The organism is Haloarcula sp. H-hyl6 (assembly GCF_056934455.1).
The window spans coordinates 2,146,258-2,162,169 of record NZ_JBRIIK010000001.1 but is presented as its reverse complement, the minus strand read 5'-3'; the positions used below and the strand labels follow the sequence as shown (position 1 = coordinate 2,162,169).

Below are 15,912 nucleotides of genomic sequence, written 5' to 3'. Positions count from 1 at the left end.
AAAACGGTTAACTGCCTCGGCCCGAAACGGCCCGGTAATGGCGAAGGACGTCAAACCCACCCGGAAGAACTTGATGCAGATAGAGGACCGCATCGAGTTGTCCGAGCGTGGGCACGACACGCTGGAGAAGAAGCGTGACGGCCTCATCATGGAGTTCATGGACATCCTCGACCAGGCACAGGACGTCCGTGACGACTTAGACGACTCCTACGAGCGCGCCCAGCGGGCCATCAACATGGCCCGTGCGATGGAGGGCGACGTTGCAGTGCGGGGCGCGGCGGCCGCACTGAAAGAACACCCCGAACTGACCACCCAGTCGAAGAACATCATGGGCGTCGTCGTCCCGCAGATCGACTCGAAGGGCGTCCGCAAGTCCCTCGACGAGCGCGGGTACGGCGTGATGGGCACCTCGGCACGCATCGACGAGGCCGCCGACGCCTACGAGGAACTCATCGAGAACATCATCCTCGCCGCCGAGGTCGAGACGGCGATGAAGAAGATGCTCGAAGAAATCGAGACCACCAAGCGCCGCGTCAACGCGCTGGAGTTCAAACTCCTGCCGGACCTCTACGACAACAAGGAGTACATCGAGCAGAAACTCGAAGAGCAGGAGCGCGAGGAGATATTCCGCATGAAGAAGATAAAGGCCAAGAAGGAAGAGGAAGAGGACGCCATCGCCGCAGCGGAGACCGAAGACGAAGAGGTCGAACCGCTGACCGCTGACGACTGAGGACGATACGACTTTCCCCTCTCGTTGTTCTATCTGTCTCTATGTCCTGTCCAGAGTGCGGTGGCGAGATGCTGGCCGTCCCGGTCCCGCCCGAACTGCGTGCGTACCTCCCCGGCGACGCGGCCGGCGCGACGATATGCCGCCGGTGTCTGGCGATGGGGCCGGCCGACGACCCGCCGGAGACGACGCCGGACCTGACTGTCCTCGACGACGCGATGCCGAGCGACCCCGACGGTGCGGTGCCGATGGTGCTGTTGCTCGGGTTGCTCGACTCGCTGGCGGTCCACCGTGAGGAGATAACGGCGCTGCTCGAACGCGTCGAACGGGCCGGAACGGACCCCTTGCTGGTCCTGGACCGACTGGCCGATAGCTACGGCGACGACGCCCACGTCGACCTCGCGCGCCGGCGCCACCAACTCGAACAGTTGCTCTGACCCCTCACTAGTTAGGTACAACCTGTTTCCCGCGGGCGGGTCAGTTACCCGATGCGGTCTCCGAACGTGTGTCTGCGCACGGAACGGTGTGGCCGTACCCCCATTTCCCCCGTTCGTCCACCCCACCCCCATTTTTGACGTCTCTCATCGGACAGTCGCGCAAACCGTGGTGACGACACCCGCGCGATGACCGACGTTCGGGGTCGCTGAGCGGTAGAAACGGGGTCGCTGACCCGGCGATTAGACGCCGGTCGAGTACCGCAGGAGTCCGGCGACGCCGCCGAAGGCGGTCAGCAGTTGGTCGCCCTTCTCGAAGTCCGTCGAGATGAACATCGTCTCGGTGCCGCGCTGTTCGGCCAGTTCCATGAGGTGGTCGATGGCGTCCTCGCGCTCCCCTTCGTCGGCGTCGACCGTGGCCGAACACCGCGTACAGTCGTGGTCTGGCGTCGCCGTGCTGCTGTTGATGAGTTCGAACTCGTCGTGGCCGTTCTCGCAGGTGTAGGCCACGACGTCCTTGCGCAGGTCCTCGGAGATGAGCAGCGTCTCGACGGCGCCCATGTTGAGGTTCTTCCGGGTCTGGTCGAACCCGTAGGTGGCCTTGTCGCCGTCGTGGAGTTGCTTGAAGAACTCCTCCATGACCTGCTTGTCCTCCAGCATCTCGTGCTGGGCCAGCACCTCGTCGGCGGCGTCGACGAGGTCGTAGAGGCCGGACTCGTCGGTGTAGGCCACGTCGAACTTCCCGAGAACCATGTCCTGGAGTTCGTGGTGCAGGTAGTCGCCGTCGAGGAATTCGTCTTTGGTCGGGGAGGGGCCGCCGACCAGTACCCCGTCCATCTCGTGGCGGTCTGGGACGAACAGTTCGTTCGCCATCCCGGCGACCTCCTGATAGAAGTTGTCGATGGCTTCGAGGCGGAGGCGGGCGAAACGCTGGGCCGACTGACCCCCTTTCCGCTGTTTGCCGGGCACCAGCGAGGAGGCGGACTTGACCGGTTCGACGCGCTTGCCTTTCAGCCACCCGACGTTGGCCTCCCGCCGGTCGAGCACGACGAGGCCGAACAGGCCCTTGTCGGCCAGCATCTCCTCCAGCGGTCCGGTGAGGAAGTTCGAGTCACAGTGATAGCGGAACGACTGGATGGGGTCCGGCGGACTCTCCAGCACCTTCGTCACCATGTCCGTCCGTCCGCCACCGGTGTCGATGGCGCCCGAGAACAGCACCATCCCGTTGGACGGCGGCGTGTCGTAGTAGCGGAGGCGGTCCTTGATGGAGGTCAGCGCGTCTTGGACGGCGGTTCGAGTGTCCTTCGACTTGATGTTCGAGGCCTCGGAGTGCTCCTGGGTGACGTGGGCGACGACGTCGCTCAGCAGTTTGTCCTCGGGAACGTAGATAGAGACGAGTTGTGTTCCTGACCCCTGATAGCCTTTGAGCTCCTCGATGACCTTCCGGAACTCGTACTTCTGTTTGTCCGACTGCTCCTGTTCCTGCTGCTCGCTCATTACTCTGTTTTCGCCGACGTTGCGTAAGAACCTGTTGACAGTAGGGCGGCGCCGAGCGTAGCGAGGGGCCGCCACTGGAACGAGCGGGGAGGAACGACCCGCGAGCAGTCGTGTGGCGCCGAGCGTTGCGAGGGACGGCAGAAAGCCCGAACGGGGCCAGAATACCGCGACCGGAGAGCGCCCGCCGTGACACTGTGGGACAGGGACAGCCGGGTTTATATAACTCCCCGTACAGGGGACACACAACCAGATTATGGCGGGGTACGTGTGTACAATCGCAGGCGGCAAGGGCGGCGTCGGGAAGACGACGACCGCGGTCAACGTCGGTGCTGGCTTACAGGAACTCGGGTACGACGTGGCCGTGGTCGACGCGGACCTCGGGATGGCGAACCTCGGCGCGATGCTGGCGGTCGAACCGGAGAAGAGCCTCCACGAGATTCTGGCGGGAAACGCCGCCGTCAGCGAGGCGCTGACCGACGCCGCGGGCGGCCTGACGGTCATACCCGGCGAGCAGTCCTTGGAGGCGTTCGCCGACGCCGACCCCGCGAAACTCCGGAAAGTCATCAAGACGCTCCGGAACGCCTACGACGTGGTCCTCATCGACACCGGCGCGGGCCTGAGCCACGAGGTGGCGGTCCCGCTGGGACTGGCCGACGGCATCGTCCTCGTGACCACGCCGGACGACGTGGCCGTCGGCGACACCGTCAAGACCGCCGAACTCGCCGACCGCATCGACGGCGAGGTCATCGGGGCCATCATCAACCGCGTCACCCGCCACACCGACGTCGCAGACATCGCGGACCGCTTCGAGTTCCCCTTACTCGCCGTCGTCCCCGACGACCCACAGGCGACGACGGAGGAGCCGCTGGTCCTCAACCGGCCGGAGAGCCCGGCCGCCGACGCCTATCTCCGCCTGACCGACGCGCTCGAAGGGTTGTTCTTCGAGGGCGAGAGCGTGCAAGAAGACGTCGAGACCATCGTCGACGACAGTTGGTTCGTCGACGAACCGGAGGAGTCCGACGCCGAGGAGGAGGAGTCCGGCGGCGTCTTTGGCCTGTTCAACTGACGGGCCGTCGGCGACTGCGGGGCGCCCGGTGTGCGGCCACTGAAAAAACCGTTATACAAATATGGGGAACACGGATGCTACCCCCCGCCGAACTCGACGGCGTATGACACGCCGACGCCCAGTCGACGACAGTCGTCTCGACGAACGCAGCGTCGCCCGCCTTGCCCCACGACGCCCGTCTCGAACCCACGGTTGGACCGAACGTGGCTCGGTGTCCGGTCCCGCGTCCCGAACGCAGCGACCGACAGTCGGGCGCGACGCGTAGACACCGTGTCTCGCCTCCGTGACCTCCTCGCGTTCGTCCTGATAGCGGTCTTCTGGGGGTTCAGTTTCACCGTCGTCGAAATCGGACTGTCCTCGTTCCCCCCACTCTTGCTGATGGCGTTCCGGTACGACGTCGCCGGCGTCGTCCTCTTAGGCTACGCGGCGACGACGGCCGACACCTGGCGGCCCGCGACACTGGCCGACGTGACCGCCATCTGTGGCGGCGGTGTCCTGTGGGTCGCGCTCGGGAACGGCGTCTGGTTCGTCGGTCAGGCGTACACGTCCAGCGTCCTGTCCGGCGTGATGCCGAGCCTTATCCCGATCGTGACGACCGTCTGTTCCTGGGTCCTCCTCCCGGACGACCGACTGACGCCGTCCGCGCTCGTCGGACTGCTCGTCAGCTTCGTCGGTGCGACGATCATCGTCTGGCCGACGGGCCCGGTCACGCTGAGCGCCGGCCTCCTCGGGAAGGGGCTCTTGCTCGTCGGCGTCGTGGGTGCGGCACTCGGCAGCGTCGTGATCCGCTGGGCTTCGCCGTCGCTGCCGAGTATCCCGCTCGTGGCCTGGTCGGTGGCCGTCGGTGCGGGGTGCATCCACCTGCTGAGCGCCGTCGCGGGCGGCGCTTGGTCGGGCGAGTTGACGGCACTCGGCGTGCTGTCGGTGGCGTACCTGAGCCTCGTGGCGACCGCCGTCGCGTACATCCTGTACTTCAGGCTGCTGGCGCGGTACTCGGCCATCGAGATCACGCTCGTGACGTACCTCGTACCGCTGGTCGCGGCCGTGACCGGCGTCCTCCTCTTCGACGAACCGGTCACCGCGCGGGTCGCCGGCGGCTTCGTCGTCGTCCTCGTCGGGTTCGTGCTGATGAAACGAGGGCCCATCCGCGCACAGTTGACCCGTCTGCGCACCCGTGGGTAAGCACGCTAACCCGAGACCGGACACCGACCGGGGCGGCACGAACCCCGGTCCTCATTTCCCGCTGTCCCCATCGTTCCGACAATGAGTGACGTGACCGCCGTCGTCCGGGTGCAACACCCGGAGTTGGTCCTGACACAGACCGTGACCCACGACCGGACCGCGACGGTGAAACCGGTCTCGGAGGCCGGCACCGACCCCCAGTCCGGGAAGTACCTGTACCACATCCGCTCGGACGACTTCGACCGGTTCGAGGCGGGGTTACGCCAGGACCCCACGATTGCGGAGTACGAGCGAGTCCACCGGGACGACGACGAAACGATCTACAGCTTCGAGTACACCGACGGGGCGAAGCTGTTCTCGCCGGTCATCTCGGTCGCCAACGGGGTCGCGCTCGCCATGGAGAACGACGGGACAGCGTGGACGATGACCGTCTGGATGCCCAGCCGAGCCCGGCTCACCCGGCTCTGGGAGTACGCGACGGACAACGGCATCGATATCGAGCTCTTGCGGGTGAACGACTACGCGAGCCCGCTGGAGACGGATGCCGGGCTCACCGACGACCAGCGCGACGCGTTGCTCGTCGCCCTCGAGGCGGGCTACTTCGAGGAGCCCCGGGACGCCAGTCTCTGCGACGTGGCGGCGGAGCTCGGCATCTCGCAACCGGCCGCCGGCGGCCTGCTCCGGCGGGGAGTCAAGCGCCTCGTCCTCTCGTCGCTCCCTGACGACGAGTGATACGGTTGGGGCCGGCGCCTACATCGAGTCCGGCGCCGCGACGCCCACCGCGTCGAGGGCGTTGGCGACGGTGTGTCGCGTCGCGGCGACGAGCGCCAGCCGTGCGGCACGCGTCTCCGGGTCTGCGTCGAGGACCGGACACTCACGGTAGAAGGCGTTGAACGTCTCCGCTAAGTCGCGGGTGTAGGTGGCGACGGTGTGTGGCTGGAGGTCGTCGGCGGCCTCCTCGACGACGGCGGGGAAGCGTGCGATGACCCGCAGGAGGTCCCGCTCCTCCGGTTCCGACAGCGCGTCGAAGTCGGGGTCGGCGGGGACGTCGTCCTCCACGTCGTCCAGAATCCCGCAACAGCGGGCGTGGATGTACTGGACGTACGGCGCGGACTGGGCCTCGAAGTCGAGCGCGCGGTCCCACTCGAAGGTGATGCCCTTGGTCGGCTGTTTCGAGACGATGTCGTACCGCACCGCGCCGATGCCGACCTGATGGGCGATGCGCTCGATGTCCTCGTCGTCCAAGTCGCCTCGGGTCCGGTCGTCGAGTCGGGACTCGACCTCCTCGCGGGCGCGGGCGATGGCCTCGTCCAGCAGGTCGTCCAGGTCGATGCCGGTCCCCTCGCGGGTGCTCATCCCGCCCTCGGGGAGGTTGACCCACGAGTAGAACACCTGCCGGAGCTGGTCGGTGTCGTTGCCCAGCAGTTCGAGGGCGGCCGATAGCTGGTCGGCCTGCAGTTTGTGGTCCTCGCCCAGCACCGTGACGGCGCGGTCGTAGTTCTCGAACTTCCACTCGTGGTGGGCCAAATCGCGCGTCGTGTACAGCGAGGTGCCGTCCGAACGGAGGAAGACGAGGTTCTTCTCGAACTCCGGTAAGTCGAGTTGCCACGCGTCCTCCTCGTAGACGGCGCAGTCGAGTTCCTTCAGGCGGTCCACGAGGTCGTCGGTGCTGCCGTCGCGCATGAACCGCGTCTCCTTGACGAACTCGTCGAACTCGGCGGGGAGGCGACCGAGCGTCGCCTGCATCCCGCCCAGCACGGTGTCGACGACTTCGGCCACGCGCTGGTAGGTGTCCTCCTCGCCCGCCTCCAACCCTTGGAGGATGGCCTGTATCTCGGCTTCGGACTCCTCCACCTCGTCGGGGTCGCCGTCTTCGAGGAAGGAGTTGCCTTTGCGGTAGTAGCGGACCATCTCGTACTCGGGGGAGTCACGCTCCGGTTCGGGGAGATCGGACTCGTCGAACGTCTCGTAGGCCCACGTGAACACCGCAATCTGGCGGCCGGCGTCGTTGACGTAGTAGTGCCGGTCGACGTCGTAGCCAGCGTAGTCGAGGACGCGGGCGACGGCGTCGCCGATGATGGGGTTCCGGGCCCGGCCGACGTGGACCGGTCCCGTCGGGTTCGCGGAGGTGTGTTCGACGACGACGCTGGTGTCGCGGTCGGGCAGGCGGCCGTAGTCGTCCTCGCCGGCGGCGTCGAGCGTCTCCGCGAAGTAGGCCTCGCTCGGGAGGAAGTTGACGTACGGCCCCTGTGTGGTGACCGAACTGACGTAGGTGAGCGACTCGACGTCGATGGCGTCGGCGACGTCCGCCGCGACTTTCGGCGGGGGCGCACCGACCTCGCCGGCCAGTCGGAACGCCGCGCTCGAGGCGAGCACGGCGTCGACGTCCTCCGGCGGCTCCTCGATGCCGAGGTCGTCGGTCGGGAGGTCTAGGTCCGTGAGCGCGGCGGCCAGCGCGTCTTCGGCCTCCGCGCGGAGCTGCAGGAACATACGCCCACCTCTCGTGGCGGGGAGTAAATGGGTAACGAAAGCCCGTCCGAGTCGGGTTCGCGGGCCGTCTCCGAACGGGGGTCAGGCGAAGAACTGCGGCCCGAACACCATCAGAATGAGACCGCCTATCATCGAGACGGTGACGGCGATGGTCACGGCCGTCGTCAGTTGCCGGCGGTCGGGGACCGGGAGGCGGGCGACGATGGACTCCGTCGAGGCCCGGAGGATGTGGCCGCCGTCGAGGGGGAACGTCGGCACGCAGTTGAACTGGCCGATGACGACGTTTATCCACCCGGTCCAGAACAGGGCGTTCGCGAGTAGGAACACCGGCGTCGCCCCCAGCGCTCCGAGCGGCCCCTGTACCGTGTAGAAATTCGTGGCGACGCCGGTGAACCCGGCGAAGTTGTAGCCGAAGCCGCCGGCGACGCCGATGAACGGCAGGATGATGGTCGCGAAGATGCGCTGGACGAACGAGAACTCACGGGCCGCGTTGGGGTTCTCGGGGTCGCCGCCGATGAACTCCAAGAAGGCCGCGGCGGGGTACTCGTCGATGCCGAAGTCGTTGACCTCGAACCCGCTGATGCCGGCCCGGAAGGAACTGGTCAGCGCGCCGCTCTCGCCGCCCTCGCGCTCGGCCAGCGTCACCGCGTACTCCTGTCGCTGGCCGTCGACGTAGCCGACCACGGTCACCTCGTCGCCGGGGCTCGTCTCCGAGAGGACCTGTCCGAGCGCGCTCGCGCTCTGGGTCCGCTGGCCGTCGAAAGAGGTGACGATTATCGACGCCCCGGCGGGGGCGCCCGCGTCGTGGAGGGGACTGTCCTCTTCGACCCGGCCGTACGCGCCCAGCGGCGTCGTCACCGACTCGCTGCTCTCGGTCCGGAGCGTCGCAACGGTGTGGTTCCGGGCGGCCCGGTCGAGGTCACCGCGGGTGAACACCTCGGTATCGTTGACCGCGGTGATGGTCGTCCCGACGTCGAGGGGGGCGCTCTGGACGGCACCGACGACGATCGGCGACCGCTCGACGGTCACCGTCGAGGCGTCTTTCCGGCTCACCTCGACGGTGCGTCGGTCGTTCTCCGCGAGAGTCGCTTCGAGTTCACGGCCGTTCGCCACGGGTTGGCCGTCGACGGCCGTGATGACGTTGCCGGAGTCGATGCCGGCCTCCTCGGCGGCCGACCCCGGGAGGGCGTCGCCGACGGGCACCCCGTCGACGACGGTGACAGCGCCGGCGACCGGGCCGAACAGCAAGAGGAGGGCGACGATGGCCAGCGCGAAGTTGTTCGTGACGCCCGCGGCGTACATCCGGGTCTGTGCGCCCCGGTCCGAGCGGAGGAGTTCGCTCTCGTCGGGTTCGACGAACGCGCCGACCGGAATCACGGCCAACAGGGCCAGTCCCATCGACTCGATGTCGATGTCCTCGACGCGGCAGAGCAGGCCGTGGCCGCCCTCGTGAACGATGAGGCCGAGCGCGAGGCCCAGGATGATTTCGGGGGCGACCGACAGCGGGAGGAAGTCGTTGACGCCCGGAATCGCCAGCGCGTTCCGCGGTTCGTTCAGGGCGGTGGGTTGTGGGTCGACGATGGCCTCGTAGGCGCCGAAGATGACCAGCAGGAACGACCCGGCCATCACGACGAGGGCGATGCCGACGCCGAGGTTCCCCCACGCCCGCCAGAACCGTTTCGGGCGGGCCAGCCAGTCGAGGAGGGCCTTCCCCTTCTGGGTGTGAATCGTGGTAATCGGGCCGCTGAAACGGACGAAATCGGGCACCACGCCGCGGGCCTGCAACGCCATCGCCAGCACCGTGTAGACGACGAGTCCGGCGAGAACCCACGTCAGCGTGCTTACCATGTACCGGAACGTAGGGCCTCCCAAGCAAGAGGGTTCGGGTTCGACCCGTTTCGACTGCGGCAGGACGGCGGCGGCCGCCCTCGTTTTTATGCCGGACGCCAGCGATTACCAAGGCACGATGCGAGCAGTCGTATTCACCGGTCGGGGGGACCCGCTGGAACTCAGGGAGGTCGACGAACCGGACCCGGACCCCACCGGCGTGGTCGTCGAGACGGAGGCCTGTGGCATCTGCCGGAGCGACTGGCACGCGTGGCAGGGCGACCCGCTCTGGGAGTCCCGCGCGTTCGAACCTGGGCACGTCTTCGGACACGAACCCGCCGGCGTCGTCGTCGCCGTCGGCGACGAGGTCGAACACGTCCGCGAGGGCGACCGCGTCGCCGTCCCGTTCAACTTGGGAGACGGCGACTGCCCGTCCTGTCGAACCGGCCACTCCAACCTCTGTGACAACCGCATCCCGCTGGGACTCGCGCCCGAGGCCCCGGGCGCCTTCGCCGAGCGGTTCCACGTCCCGTGGGCCGACTTCAACGTCGTCCACCTGCCGGACGCCGTCTCGCCGATAGAGATGGCCGGCCTCGGCTGTCGGTTCATGACGTCGTTCCACGCGCTCGTCCACCGGGCGGACGTCACCGGGGGCGACTGGGTCGCCGTCCACGGGTGTGGCGGCGTCGGGTTGTCGGCCGTCCACATCGCCGACGCCCTCGGCGCGAACGTCGTCGCCGTCGACCTCTCCGAGGAGAAACTGGACTTCGCGGCCGAGTTGGGTGCCGTCGAGACCATCGACGCGCGAGCGGTCGACGACGTGCCGGGGGCGGTGACGGCGATTACCGACGGCGGTGCCGACGTCTCCGTGGACGCCCTCGGCATCGCGGAGACCTGTCGCAACTCCGTCCACTGTCTCCGCAAGCGCGGCCAACACCTCCAAATCGGACTGACCTCGAGCGAGGAGGGCGGCGAGGTGTCGCTCCCCACGGACCTGATGGTCGTACAAGAGTTGGAGTTCGTCGGCGCAGTCGGGATGCCACGGCCCCGCTACGACGAGATTTTCCGGATGATACGGCACGGCAAACTCGACCCGTCGGCGCTGGTCTCCGAGACGGTGTCGCTCGAACAGACTCCGGAGAAACTCGACGCGATGACGGAGTTCGAGACGCTCGGAATCCCGGTCATCGACGAGTTCTGAGCGGCGACCGTCGCGGGGCCCGGGTGTGGCCCTGTCGCCGTCGCCGGCGACCTACTGCTCCCGGCGCAACCGCGCGACGACGAACTCCCGGTCGAGTTTGGCGATGAACGGCCCCAACTGCGGGCCCTCGGTGTCGTCGAACAGCAGGCGGTAGCCGGCCGAGAAGAAGTCCCCGATGTCGATGTCGTGGCGCTTGGCCGTCTCGTAGATTTCGCCCTGAATCGCCTCGCCGTCGTGGCCCTCGGCGACGAAGTCCGCGAGGTCGTCGAGCGCCGCAGCCGTCGCGGCGTCGAACTCCGCGTCGGGCATCTCGGCCCGCTTGAGTTCGTAGTCGAACTCGTTGTTCGTCCGGCGGGCCCAGTTGCGGGCGCGTTCGACGCGGGCCAGCGCCCCCTCGACGGCCCACTCGGGGGCGTCCTCGGGGATGTGGCCCTCCTTGCGGGCGATGTGCTCGCGCAGCGCGGGGTCGTCGGCCATCCCGAGGACGGCGGCGAAGGTGTAGGGGATGCGGACCCGCTCTTCTCGGGGGTCGTCGACGACCATCGGGTAGGCTCGGTCCGCGAGTTCGGCCTCGCTCTCGTCGCGTGGCTCGACCTCGCCGAAGTAGACGGCCTCGAACCGGTCGAAGTCGTCGACCAGTCGGTCCACGTTCGCCACGGAGAAGTCCCGCTGTTTCCGCGGGTTCTTCGTGAAGAAGTACTTGAACACCTCGGGTTCCAGAATCTCCAGCACCTCGTCGACGGTGACGACGTTGCCCGAGGAGGACGACAGCGGTTCGCCCTCCAGTGTGAACCACTCGTACACCATCGGGACCGGCGGTTCGACGTCGAGGACGTTCCGGGCGATGTCCTCGCCGGAGGGCCACGACCCCTCGGCGTGGTCCTTCCCGAACGGTTCGAAGTCGACGCCGAGAATCTCCCACTGGGCGGGCCACTCGAAGCGCCACGGGAGTTTCCCGTCGCGCAGGCCGGCGACCCCCTCGTGTCCGCAGCCTTCGATGGTCTGGTCGCCCGCTTCGACGTCCGCACAGACGTAGTGGACCTCGCCCGCGTCGAGGTCGACGTCGGTGACGCCCTCGGTGAGTTTCCCGCACTCCTCGCACTGGGGAACGAACGGGACGTAGTCCTCGTCGACCTTGTTCTGGTACTCGGCGAGCACCTCGCGGGCGCGGTCCGCGCGTTCGAGGACGCGGCGGGTGACCGCTTCGAACTCGCCGTCTGCGTACAGTTGCGTGTTCGAGACGAACTCGACGTCGACGCCGACGAGGTCCGCGCTCTTCTTCAGCAGGTTCGTGAAGTGCGCGCCGTAGGAGTCACAGCACCCGAACGGGTCCGGGATGTCGGTGTAGGGTTTCCCGAGGTTCCGGCCGAGTGCGCCGGCGTCCACCTCGCCCAGACCGACGACGTTCCACTCCAAGTCCGCGAGTTGCCGGGGGACCTTCCGCAGGCGGTCCTTGTCGTCGGCGGTGAACACCTGTCGGACCTCGTGGCCCCGGTCACGTAGGGCCTCGGCGACGAAGTACCCCCGCATTATCTCGTTGAAGTGGCCGATGTGGGGGACGCCCGACGGGGAGACGCCGCCCTTGATGACGATGGGGTCTTCGGGGTCCCGGGACTCGACGACGTCGGCCACCGCGTCCGCCCAGAACGCGTGTTCGGAACTCCGGCCGACCTCGTAGGGGTCCAGTGCCGTCTCAGTCATCGTCGGGGAGAATCGTCGTTCCGTCGTAGTCGTCGCCGAGGACGGCCCGTTCGACGGCGGTCGGGTCGCTGCCGTCGACGACGGCCGTCGTGATGGCCGAGCGCTGTATCACCTTCGTAGCCAGCAGGTCGATTGGCGCGTTCGACCCGGCCGACCCGAGCGACTCCCCGCGGGCGACCAACTCGACCAGTTCCGAGGCCCGAATCTCGTCGTAGCGCTCCGCGTCCGGGTCCTCGTTCGGGTCAGCGTCGAAGACGCCGGGGACCGACGTGGCGAAGACGAGGCGGTCGGCGTCGACGTACTCCGCGAGCGCCGCGGCGACGGCGTCTGTGGTCTGGCCGGGGACGACGCCGCCCATCACCGCCACGTCGTCGCGGTGGAGGGTTTCTGCGGCCTCCTCGTAGTCCTTGGGGACCGTCGGTGCCGCGACGTCGCCGTCGAGGGCCGACAACAGCAGTCGGGCGTTCAGCCGCGTCGTGTCGATGCCGAGTTGGTCGAGTTCGCCCTCGTTCGCGCCCAGCGACCGGGCGGCGCCGATGTACTGTCTGGCGACGGGTCCGCCGCCGACGACGACCCCGAGTTCGTGGCCAGTGGCGACCAGCGACTCGACGACGTCGGCGTAGGCGGCGACCCGGTCCGCGTCCAAGTCGGGGACGAGGACGCTCCCGCCGATGGAGACGACTGTCTTCATTGGGTCGGCGTAACCGCGATGCGTTCTTAAGGGTTGCCAAGCCAACTCGCGCCCCGACGGTCGGCCGGTGGCAGACGCCCGTCAGACATATTGTGGCAATAATGTCCGAAAAACGCCCGAGAATCCGGTGAGAACAGCCGTTTTATCGCCTGCATAAATGCCCGTACTACGAACTCAAACAAATCGATTAGAGGCGACGATAAAACGTCTAACGCCCTCTGAAACTTTCCTGAAAAATGCTTTTCACGGCGATTTAAGCTGAAAGGCCCCGAAGCGACGCGAAGCTTCCTTTCTTTATATACTCCCTCCAGCACAAGGCGTAATCGAGGTGACACAGATGAGCGCTACTGCAACGCCCTCCGGTGAGGAAGAGCCCTCCAAAGAACAGCGTCTCAAGTCCTTCCTGGCTGAGAAGGCTGCCGACGGTGAGATGTACTTCAAGAGCAAGTTCATCGCGGACGAGGTCGGGCTATCGCCCAAGGAAATCGGCGCGCTGATGGTGAAACTCAAGGACAGCGCCACGGAGATAGAGGTCGAGAAGTGGTCGTACACGAGCGCGACCACCTGGCGCGTCGAACCGGCGTAACCGTCACAGTCACACCGTCGCCGCCCGCCCCCAGCTACGGTCCCCCCTTCTGATTCCGCGGGCACGGCATATTTGTGCCCGCACGCTGTATTCGGACGTGATGAGTCGCCCAGCCGACGAGCCGCCGTCGCCCGCCGAACTGGCGGGCGTCTTCCACGTCGCCGCCGTCAGTCAGGACGGGGCGACGGTTCGCTACTTCGGTGACCCCTTGGTCCCGCCGGACGCCGTCGTCGACGAACTCCGGCCGGCGTTCTCGCGCCGGGGCTACGACCTCCGCCTCGAACGCCAGTCACCGACCGGCACGACCGACGGCGGGCAGGACCTCGTGGCCGCTCCACCGCAACCGTACGCGCTAGTCGCGGAACCGACCTCCGCGGGCCAGGACGGAGTGCCGTGGCTCAACGTGCTCCTCCTCCTCGCGACCGTCGCCTCGTCGCTGTACGTCGGGGCGAGTAGCTGGTACTACATCCCCGTCACCGAACAGCCACTCCGGGTGTTCGAGGCGTGGCCATTCGTCGTCGCCATGCTCGGTGTGTTGGGAATCCACGAACTCGGCCACTACGCCGCCGCGCGCTACTACGGCGTGGACGTGACGCTCCCGTACTTCATCCCGTTCCCGTCCCTGCTCGGGACGATGGGCGCGGTCATCAACATCAAGGGGCGGATTCCGGACCGCCGGGCGCTGTTCGACATCGGTGTGGCCGGGCCGCTGGCCGGGTTGGTCGCGACGGTGGTCGTCACCGCCGTCGGTCTCACGCTGGACCCCATCACCGTCCCCGAGAGGGTTCTCGACGGCGGTGCCCAGTATGCGTTCCGCTTCCACGACCCGCTCCTGATGCAGGGGTTGCAGGGGTTCGTCGAGTTCATGGGGTGGGGAACGGCGTACGGTCCCAACGAGGCGGTCCACCCCGTCGTCTTCGCCGGGTGGGCCGGGATGTTCTTCACCTTCCTGAACCTCCTGCCGGTCGGGCAACTCGACGGCGGCCACCTCGTCCGTGCCATCGTCGGCCAGCGTCAGGAGACCATCGCGGCCGCGGTGCCGGGCGGCCTGTTCGCGCTGGCCGGGTTCCTCTACTTCACCCGCGACGCGCCTCCCATCGGCTTCGGCGTCTGGACGCTGTGGGCCTTCTGGGGGCTGTTCGCCACCGGCCTCGCCTACGCCGGTCCCGCCCGGCCGACGGTGGACGAACCGCTGGACCGGCGGCGCACGCTCCTCGGAATCGGGACGTTCGCGCTCGGCCTGGCCTGTTTTACGCCGGTGCCGTTCGAAATCGTGGCGGCGTGAGCGCCCTCCCGCGCTCGAGTCGGTTCGTTTAACGCGCCCTCAGATGGCGCTTTAAACAATCTCGTCGGATATGGGGGCGTCTCGCTCGCCCGAACCGTCCCTGCATCGGGGAGAAAGCGACGTTAAGAGCATAACGAGACACTAACCGGGGACAACGGTCGGGGGTTTATACGTGACCGGTCGACGTAGCCGCGACTGGCGTATGACTTCCCACCCCTGCGGTACTCCCGCTGACGACCCGAGCACGGACAACGCGGCGGCTCAATTGACCCACGAGGAGCGTGCGGACGCGGCCGCCGAGGCAGTCGAGCAGGTGGCGACGGCGCTGGCCGCCGACCGCTAGTGCGAGTAGCCGCGGTCCGGTAGGGCACGCCCGTCGAGTGTCACGCCGCCGTCGGTGACGGTGCCGATGCGGTGCAACGGCCCGGGGACGGCCTCGCGTGCGGCCGCGAGGTCGGCCTCTGGCACCGTACACACGAGTTCGAAGTCCTCGCCGAAGAACACGCCCAGTTCTCGGCGCGCCTCGCCGTCGGCCGCCACCGCGTCGACGGCTTCGTCTATCGGGAGCGGCCCCACGAGGTCGGCTCCGCAGTCGCTGGCGGCACACAGTTGGTGGACCGACCGGGCGAGGCCGTCGCTGGAGTCCAGCATCGCCGTGGCGTACTCCCGCAGGGCGACCCCCGCCCCGACGCGCGGTTCGAACCGGAACAGGTCGTTCGCTCGCTCGGCGTCGCCTCGCTCGAACAGACGGAGGGCGGCCCCCGACCGCCCCAGCGTCCCGGTGACACACACCGCCTCGCCCGGGGTGGCCCCCGACCGGAGAACCGGGTCGTCGGTGTCGCCCAGCGCCGTCGTCGCCACCGTGAACTCCGCGTGCCCGTCCAAGTCGCCGCCCACGTACTCGGCCCCGACCGCCTCACACACCTCGCTGGCCCCGTCGACGAACGCGGTCAGTTCGTCGGTGTCGAACTCGGGCGCGGCGTAGACGGCCACCGCCGCCGTCGCCTCGGCCCCCATCGACGCCACGTCCGACAGCGACGCCCCGACGGCCCGCCAGCCGGCGGTGTAGCGGGTCGTCCCCTCGGGGAAGTCCGTCCGCTCGTGGAGCATGTCCGTGGTGATGACCTGCCCGTCGACGACGGCGCAGTCGTCGCCCGCGGCGGGCAGTCGCTCGCCGATGAGCGCGAGCGCGGCCTGTTCGTCCATACTCGGGCGTCGTCGCGGC

Annotated in this window: 15 protein-coding genes; 9 read left to right on the top strand and 6 right to left on the bottom strand. The window is 67.6% G+C overall.

Going from position 1 to position 15,912, the window contains the following annotated elements; translation table 11 throughout:
* Positions 1-37: 37 nt before the first annotated feature.
* Positions 38-730, top strand: coding sequence for a V-type ATP synthase subunit D (locus tag Hhyl6_RS11170; RefSeq protein ID WP_483739268.1), 693 nt, complete (start codon positions 38-40; stop codon positions 728-730).
* Between the two features lie 41 nt (positions 731-771).
* Positions 772-1,164, top strand: coding sequence for a DUF6276 family protein (locus Hhyl6_RS11165; protein WP_483739267.1), 393 nt, complete (start codon positions 772-774; stop codon positions 1,162-1,164).
* Positions 1,165-1,404: 240 nt separating this feature from the next.
* Here Hhyl6_RS11165 and prf1 read toward each other — a convergent pair whose 3' ends face one another.
* Positions 1,405-2,658 carry a peptide chain release factor aRF-1 gene (gene prf1 / locus Hhyl6_RS11160; protein ID WP_483739266.1) on the bottom strand — a complete coding sequence of 418 codons (1,254 nt, stop codon included), beginning with the start codon at positions 2,656-2,658 and terminating at the stop codon, positions 1,405-1,407.
* Positions 2,659-2,911: 253 nt separating this feature from the next.
* Here prf1 and Hhyl6_RS11155 point away from each other — a divergent pair, with 253 nt between their 5' ends.
* The 3 genes from Hhyl6_RS11155 (at position 2,912) to Hhyl6_RS11145 (ending at position 5,638) form a co-directional block, all read left to right on the top strand.
* A complete protein-coding gene (locus Hhyl6_RS11155; protein WP_483739265.1) occupies positions 2,912-3,724 on the top strand; it encodes a MinD/ParA family ATP-binding protein in 813 nt (270 codons plus the stop codon).
* Between the two features lie 270 nt (positions 3,725-3,994).
* Positions 3,995-4,906 (top strand): DMT family transporter, encoded by a 912-nt coding sequence (locus tag Hhyl6_RS11150; RefSeq protein WP_483739264.1) that lies wholly within the window; start codon positions 3,995-3,997, stop codon positions 4,904-4,906.
* Positions 4,907-4,987: 81 nt separating this feature from the next.
* Positions 4,988-5,638 carry a helix-turn-helix domain-containing protein gene (locus Hhyl6_RS11145; protein WP_483739263.1) on the top strand — a complete coding sequence of 217 codons (651 nt, stop codon included), beginning with the start codon at positions 4,988-4,990 and terminating at the stop codon, positions 5,636-5,638.
* An 18-nt stretch (positions 5,639-5,656) separates the two neighbouring features.
* Here the strand turns inward: Hhyl6_RS11145 and argS are convergent, their stop codons facing one another.
* Entirely contained in the window at positions 5,657-7,396 is a 1,740-nt protein-coding gene (gene argS, locus Hhyl6_RS11140; RefSeq protein WP_483739262.1) for an arginine--tRNA ligase, read from the bottom strand.
* Between the two features lie 81 nt (positions 7,397-7,477).
* The gene (locus Hhyl6_RS11135; RefSeq protein WP_483739261.1) at positions 7,478-9,244 is read right to left on the bottom strand and encodes a site-2 protease family protein; all 1,767 of its coding nucleotides are present in this window, start codon (positions 9,242-9,244) and stop codon (positions 7,478-7,480) included.
* Positions 9,245-9,362: 118 nt separating this feature from the next.
* Between Hhyl6_RS11135 and Hhyl6_RS11130 the strand changes: the two genes are divergently transcribed.
* Positions 9,363-10,424, top strand: coding sequence for a zinc-dependent alcohol dehydrogenase family protein (locus tag Hhyl6_RS11130; RefSeq protein ID WP_483739260.1), 1,062 nt, complete (start codon positions 9,363-9,365; stop codon positions 10,422-10,424).
* A gap of 51 nt (positions 10,425-10,475) precedes the next feature.
* Here the strand turns inward: Hhyl6_RS11130 and lysS are convergent, their stop codons facing one another.
* Positions 10,476-12,125, bottom strand: coding sequence for a lysine--tRNA ligase (lysS, locus tag Hhyl6_RS11125; RefSeq protein ID WP_483739259.1), 1,650 nt, complete (start codon positions 12,123-12,125; stop codon positions 10,476-10,478).
* Complete coding sequence (pyrH, locus tag Hhyl6_RS11120) at positions 12,118-12,816, bottom strand: UMP kinase (RefSeq protein ID WP_483739258.1); 699 nt, start codon at positions 12,814-12,816, stop codon at positions 12,118-12,120. Before pyrH ends, lysS begins: the two co-directional genes overlap by 8 nt.
* 337 nt (positions 12,817-13,153) lie before the next feature.
* Between pyrH and Hhyl6_RS11115 the strand changes: the two genes are divergently transcribed.
* The 3 genes from Hhyl6_RS11115 to Hhyl6_RS11105 all read left to right on the top strand — a co-directional run bounded on the left by Hhyl6_RS11115 (position 13,154) and on the right by Hhyl6_RS11105 (position 15,030).
* Positions 13,154-13,402, top strand: a complete 249-nt coding sequence (locus Hhyl6_RS11115) for a DUF7123 family protein (RefSeq protein WP_483739257.1) — start codon at positions 13,154-13,156, stop codon at positions 13,400-13,402.
* Between the two features lie 100 nt (positions 13,403-13,502).
* A complete protein-coding gene (locus tag Hhyl6_RS11110; protein ID WP_483739256.1) occupies positions 13,503-14,687 on the top strand; it encodes a site-2 protease family protein in 1,185 nt (394 codons plus the stop codon).
* Between the two features lie 202 nt (positions 14,688-14,889).
* Positions 14,890-15,030: a hypothetical protein gene (locus Hhyl6_RS11105; protein ID WP_483739255.1), complete on the top strand. Its 141-nt coding sequence runs from the start codon at positions 14,890-14,892 to the stop codon at positions 15,028-15,030.
* Here Hhyl6_RS11105 and thiL read toward each other — a convergent pair.
* On the bottom strand, positions 15,027-15,893 hold the full coding sequence (gene thiL / locus Hhyl6_RS11100; protein ID WP_483739254.1) for a thiamine-phosphate kinase: 867 nt from the start codon (positions 15,891-15,893) through the stop codon (positions 15,027-15,029). The two genes, Hhyl6_RS11105 and thiL, sit on opposite strands and share 4 nt — an antisense overlap.
* Positions 15,894-15,912: the final 19 nt, after the last annotated feature.

Bases quoted from the DNA above. Each gene is read 5' to 3' on its own strand.
- Hhyl6_RS11145 (WP_483739263.1), top strand. From the start codon at position 4,988: ATGAGTGACGTGACCGCCGTCGTCCGGGTGCAACACCCGGAGTTGGTC.
- Hhyl6_RS11155 (WP_483739265.1), top strand. From the start codon at position 2,912: ATGGCGGGGTACGTGTGTACAATCGCAGGCGGCAAGGGCGGCGTCGGG.
- Hhyl6_RS11135 (WP_483739261.1), bottom strand. From the start codon at position 9,244: ATGGTAAGCACGCTGACGTGGGTTCTCGCCGGACTCGTCGTCTACACG.
- Hhyl6_RS11130 (WP_483739260.1), top strand. From the start codon at position 9,363: ATGCGAGCAGTCGTATTCACCGGTCGGGGGGACCCGCTGGAACTCAGG.
- pyrH (WP_483739258.1), bottom strand. From the start codon at position 12,816: ATGAAGACAGTCGTCTCCATCGGCGGGAGCGTCCTCGTCCCCGACTTG.
- argS (WP_483739262.1), bottom strand. From the start codon at position 7,396: ATGTTCCTGCAGCTCCGCGCGGAGGCCGAAGACGCGCTGGCCGCCGCG.
- Hhyl6_RS11170 (WP_483739268.1), top strand. From the start codon at position 38: ATGGCGAAGGACGTCAAACCCACCCGGAAGAACTTGATGCAGATAGAG.
- thiL (WP_483739254.1), bottom strand. From the start codon at position 15,893: ATGGACGAACAGGCCGCGCTCGCGCTCATCGGCGAGCGACTGCCCGCC.
- Hhyl6_RS11115 (WP_483739257.1), top strand. From the start codon at position 13,154: ATGAGCGCTACTGCAACGCCCTCCGGTGAGGAAGAGCCCTCCAAAGAA.
- lysS (WP_483739259.1), bottom strand. From the start codon at position 12,125: ATGACTGAGACGGCACTGGACCCCTACGAGGTCGGCCGGAGTTCCGAA.
- Hhyl6_RS11110 (WP_483739256.1), top strand. From the start codon at position 13,503: ATGAGTCGCCCAGCCGACGAGCCGCCGTCGCCCGCCGAACTGGCGGGC.
- prf1 (WP_483739266.1), bottom strand. From the start codon at position 2,658: ATGAGCGAGCAGCAGGAACAGGAGCAGTCGGACAAACAGAAGTACGAG.
- Hhyl6_RS11105 (WP_483739255.1), top strand. From the start codon at position 14,890: ATGACTTCCCACCCCTGCGGTACTCCCGCTGACGACCCGAGCACGGAC.
- Hhyl6_RS11165 (WP_483739267.1), top strand. From the start codon at position 772: ATGTCCTGTCCAGAGTGCGGTGGCGAGATGCTGGCCGTCCCGGTCCCG.